The following is a 3,436-nucleotide window of genomic DNA, read 5'->3' as shown; positions in this document are numbered from 1 at the left end:
GCCGCCGGGCAAAGGCCAGCATGCGCTGCGTCAAGGACGCTCCCCGTCGCGCGCCGAGCACCGCGTTGTCGAGAAGACGCAGCAATTGTGGATCGTCGGGAAGCCGTTTGCGGAGCAGCTCAAGACTTCCCAGAATCGCCATCAGCAAATTGTTGAAATCGTGGGCGACGCCGCCCGTTAGCTTGCCGACCGCATCCATTTTTTGTGAATGGAAAAGGGCCTCACGGGCCTGATCCAAGGACTCCTGCGCCTTCTTCCGCTCCGTAATGTCGCGTGTGATCTTCGCGAACCCCAGGAGTTCGCCATCCTCGTGCCGAATGGCGTCGATGACCACGTGGGACCAGAACGTAGTTCCGTCTTTGCGTATACGCCAGCCTTCGCGCTCAACTCGCCCTTCACGGGCGGCGATCTCCAGGGCACTTTGCGGACTGCCCCGCTCACGGTCCTCGAGAGTATAGAATTGGGAAAAGTGCCTGCCGATTATTTCATCTGCCGAATAACCCTTGATGCGTTCCGCACCCGCATAATGCGCTGACCCTTGGCGTTGAACAGATGCAACTGGGTGAGGTCCGGCGCCAGGAAAACCTTCTGGCCCGGCATCACGGAAATCCGCTCGCGCAGCAACGCGCTCAAGGTGTTGGTGCCGGCTTTGGCCATGACAAGGGTTTCCGCGCCGGTCGGCTCGACCACTTCGACCACCGCCGGCACGCCGCTGTCTGAGAGCTTGAGATGTTCGGGCCGGATGCCCCAGGCAAGCGCACTTTCGCCCTGTCCCAACGCAGGCAGCGGAAATACCGTGCCGTCGCTGGCGACAAAACCGTCCGTAGTGGTGCGGCCGTCCAGGATGTTCATCGACGGCGAGCCGATGAACTGGGCAACGAACAGATTGGCCGGCCGGTCGTAGAGATCGAGCGGGGCGCCGACCTGTTCGACGATGCCGCCATTCATGACGACGATCTTGTCGGCCATAGTCATGGCTTCGACCTGGTCGTGGGTGACGTAGACGATGGTGGTTCCCAGGCGCTGGTGCAGCGCCTTGATTTCGGCGCGCATCTGCACGCGCAGCTTGGCGTCGAGGTTGGAGAGTGGCTCGTCGAACAGAAAGACCTTCGGGTCGCGCACGATAGCGCGGCCCATGGCGACACGCTGGCGCTGCCCGCCGGAAAGCTGGCGCGGATAACGATCCAGCAAGTCCTGCAGTCCGAGGATCGTCGCGGCACGCGCAATCTTGGCGTCGATCTCGCTTTTATCGATCTTCTTCAGCGTCAGTGCGAAGGCCATGTTCTCACGCACCGTCATGTGCGGGTAGAGCGCATAATTCTGGAAGACCATGGCGATATCGCGCGATTTCGGCGCGACATCGTTGATAACCTTGCCTTCGAGCGCGATCTCGCCGGCGCTGATGTCTTCCAGGCCGGCGATCATCCTGAGCAAGGTCGACTTGCCGCAACCGGACGGGCCAACCAGGATGACGAATTCGCCCGACGCGATGTCGACGGACACGCCGTGGATGACCTTCGCCTTGCCATAGGCCTTATCGACACCTGATATGGTGAGCGCACTCATTGGTATTTTCCTTAGAAAGAGACCTTGTCGCCGCCCTTGAGCTGCAAGATCTGCCGTGCCTCGTCAGGGGTGGCGACCGAAGCGCCAAGCCCTTCGATGATCTGGCGTACCTTGCGCACCTGCTCGGCATTGGATTTCGCCAGTTGGCCCTTGCCGATCCAGAGCGAGTCCTCCAGCCCGACGCGCACATTGCCGCCGAGCGCAATGGCCTGGGTGGCGATCGGCAGCTGGCTGCGGCCGGCGCCCAGCACCGACCAGTGGTAGTCCTGTCCAAACAGCCGGTCGGCGGTGCGCCTCATATGCGCGACATCTTCCGGATGGGTGCCGATGCCGCCCAATATGCCGAACACGCTCTGGACGAAGAACGGCGCCTTGACCAGGCCGCGCTCAACGAAATGGGCGAGCGTGTAGAGGTGGCCGATGTCGTAGCACTCGATCTCGAAACGCGTGCCGTTTTGCGCGCAGGTGCGCAGGATGTGCTCGATGTCGCCAAAGGTGTTGCGGAAGATGCGGTCGCGCGAGCCTTCGAGATAGGGGCGTTCCCAGTCATGCTCGAAGGTCTTGAAGCGCTCCAGCATTGGGTAGAGGCCGAAATTCATCGAGCCCATGTTGAGCGATGCAACTTCCGGCGCAAAGGTCGCCGCCGGCTTGACGCGCTCCTCGACGCTCATTGTCGCGGCGCCGCCTGTGGTGATGTTGATGACGCAGTCCGAGCGTTGCTTGATCACCTTCAGGAAGGGCGCAAACGCCTCGGTCGACTGGTCGGGCCGGCCGTCGGCGGGGTTGCGCGCATGCAGATGGACGATGGCAGCGCCGGCCTCGGCCGCGCCGATCGCGGCATCGGCAATCTCTTGGGCGCTCACCGGCAGATGCGGCGACATGGACGGCGTGTGGATCGAGCCGGTAACCGCGCAGGTGATGATGATCTTGTTCTGGTTCGCCACTTGAAGATTTCCTCGTCTATTTGACCGCAGTCTATTTCACCGCGCCTTGGGTGATGCCGGAGATGAACTGCTTCGACAGCACGATGTAGAGCAGCGTTATCGGCAGCGCCGCCAGAGTGAGCCCGGTGAACAGCACGCCCCAGTCGGTGGTGAATTCACCGACGAAGACGGTGAGGCCCTGCGGCAAGGTTTTGAGCTCGTCCGAGGTGATCAGCACCAGCGGGAAGAAGAAGTCGTTCCAGATCGGCACGGCGTTCTGGATGGCGACGATGACCAGGGCCGGGCGCGCCAACGGCAACATGATCGAGCGCATGATGCGAAATTCGCTGGCGCCGTCCATGCGTGCGGACTCTTCCAGTTCGCGCGGCAAGGTCCGGAGGAAGCCGGTCATGATGAACACCGCTGAGGGAATGCCCATGGCGACATAGACCAGCACCAGGCCGGCATAGCTGTCGACCAGCCCAAGCGAATCCAGCTGGATGAACAGCGGAATGATCGCCAGTTTGAGCGGCACCGTCATGCCGCTGAGGAAAAACATCAGCACCAGCGCGCTCAGCCTGAACTGGTAGCGGGCAATCGCATAGGCGGCCATGGTGCTGAACAGAAGGATGAGGGCGACCGCGGCCATGGTGATGCCGACGGAGTTGGCGAGGTAGCGCACGAAGTTGGTTTCGCTCCACACCCGCTCGGCATTGGCCAGCGAAAAGTGCGCCGGCAGGGCGAAGGGCGAGGAGAAGATCTCGGCATTAGTCTTGAAGGACGACATCGCCATGACGAACAGCGGATAGATCATGATGACGGCGTTGATCGCCAGCATCAGCTGGATGGCGCCATTCTTCAGCAACTCGGCGGGTTGCCCGGTGCGGGCTGTCGCGCTCACAGCTCGATCTCGCGACGGCGCAGGTAGCGAAGCGCGATTGCAGTGA

Annotated in this window: 3 protein-coding genes and 1 pseudogene; all 4 read right to left on the bottom strand. The window is 61.9% G+C overall.

All coding sequences use genetic code 11. The annotated features are described in order from the left end of the window. Positions 1-520: pseudogene (locus EN990_RS34910) on the bottom strand (PAS domain S-box protein); the annotation flags it as partial. Beyond that, the gene (gene ugpC / locus EN990_RS34905; RefSeq protein ID WP_127388569.1) at positions 481-1,566 is read right to left on the bottom strand and encodes a sn-glycerol-3-phosphate ABC transporter ATP-binding protein UgpC; all 1,086 of its coding nucleotides are present in this window, start codon (positions 1,564-1,566) and stop codon (positions 481-483) included. The gene ugpC and the pseudogene EN990_RS34910, both read right to left, overlap by 40 nt. Positions 1,567-1,577: 11 nt before the next feature. Then, the gene (locus EN990_RS34900) at positions 1,578-2,510 is read right to left on the bottom strand and encodes a 3-keto-5-aminohexanoate cleavage protein (RefSeq protein WP_064994970.1); all 933 of its coding nucleotides are present in this window, start codon (positions 2,508-2,510) and stop codon (positions 1,578-1,580) included. Positions 2,511-2,541: 31 nt separating this feature from the next. Beyond that, complete coding sequence (locus tag EN990_RS34895; protein WP_127369131.1) at positions 2,542-3,390, bottom strand: carbohydrate ABC transporter permease; 849 nt, start codon at positions 3,388-3,390, stop codon at positions 2,542-2,544. Positions 3,391-3,436 lie beyond the last annotated feature (46 nt).

The organism is Mesorhizobium sp. M7A.F.Ca.US.005.03.1.1, from assembly GCF_003997975.1.
Lineage (GTDB): Bacteria > Pseudomonadota > Alphaproteobacteria > Rhizobiales > Rhizobiaceae > Mesorhizobium > Mesorhizobium ciceri.
Note: the sequence above shows the minus strand (reverse complement) of the source record. Positions and strands in the feature narration are given on the sequence as shown.

Excerpts from the sequence above, each read along its gene's own strand:
- ugpC (WP_127388569.1), bottom strand. The coding sequence starts at position 1,566 with ATGAGTGCGCTCACCATATCAGGTGTCGATAAGGCCTATGGCAAGGCG.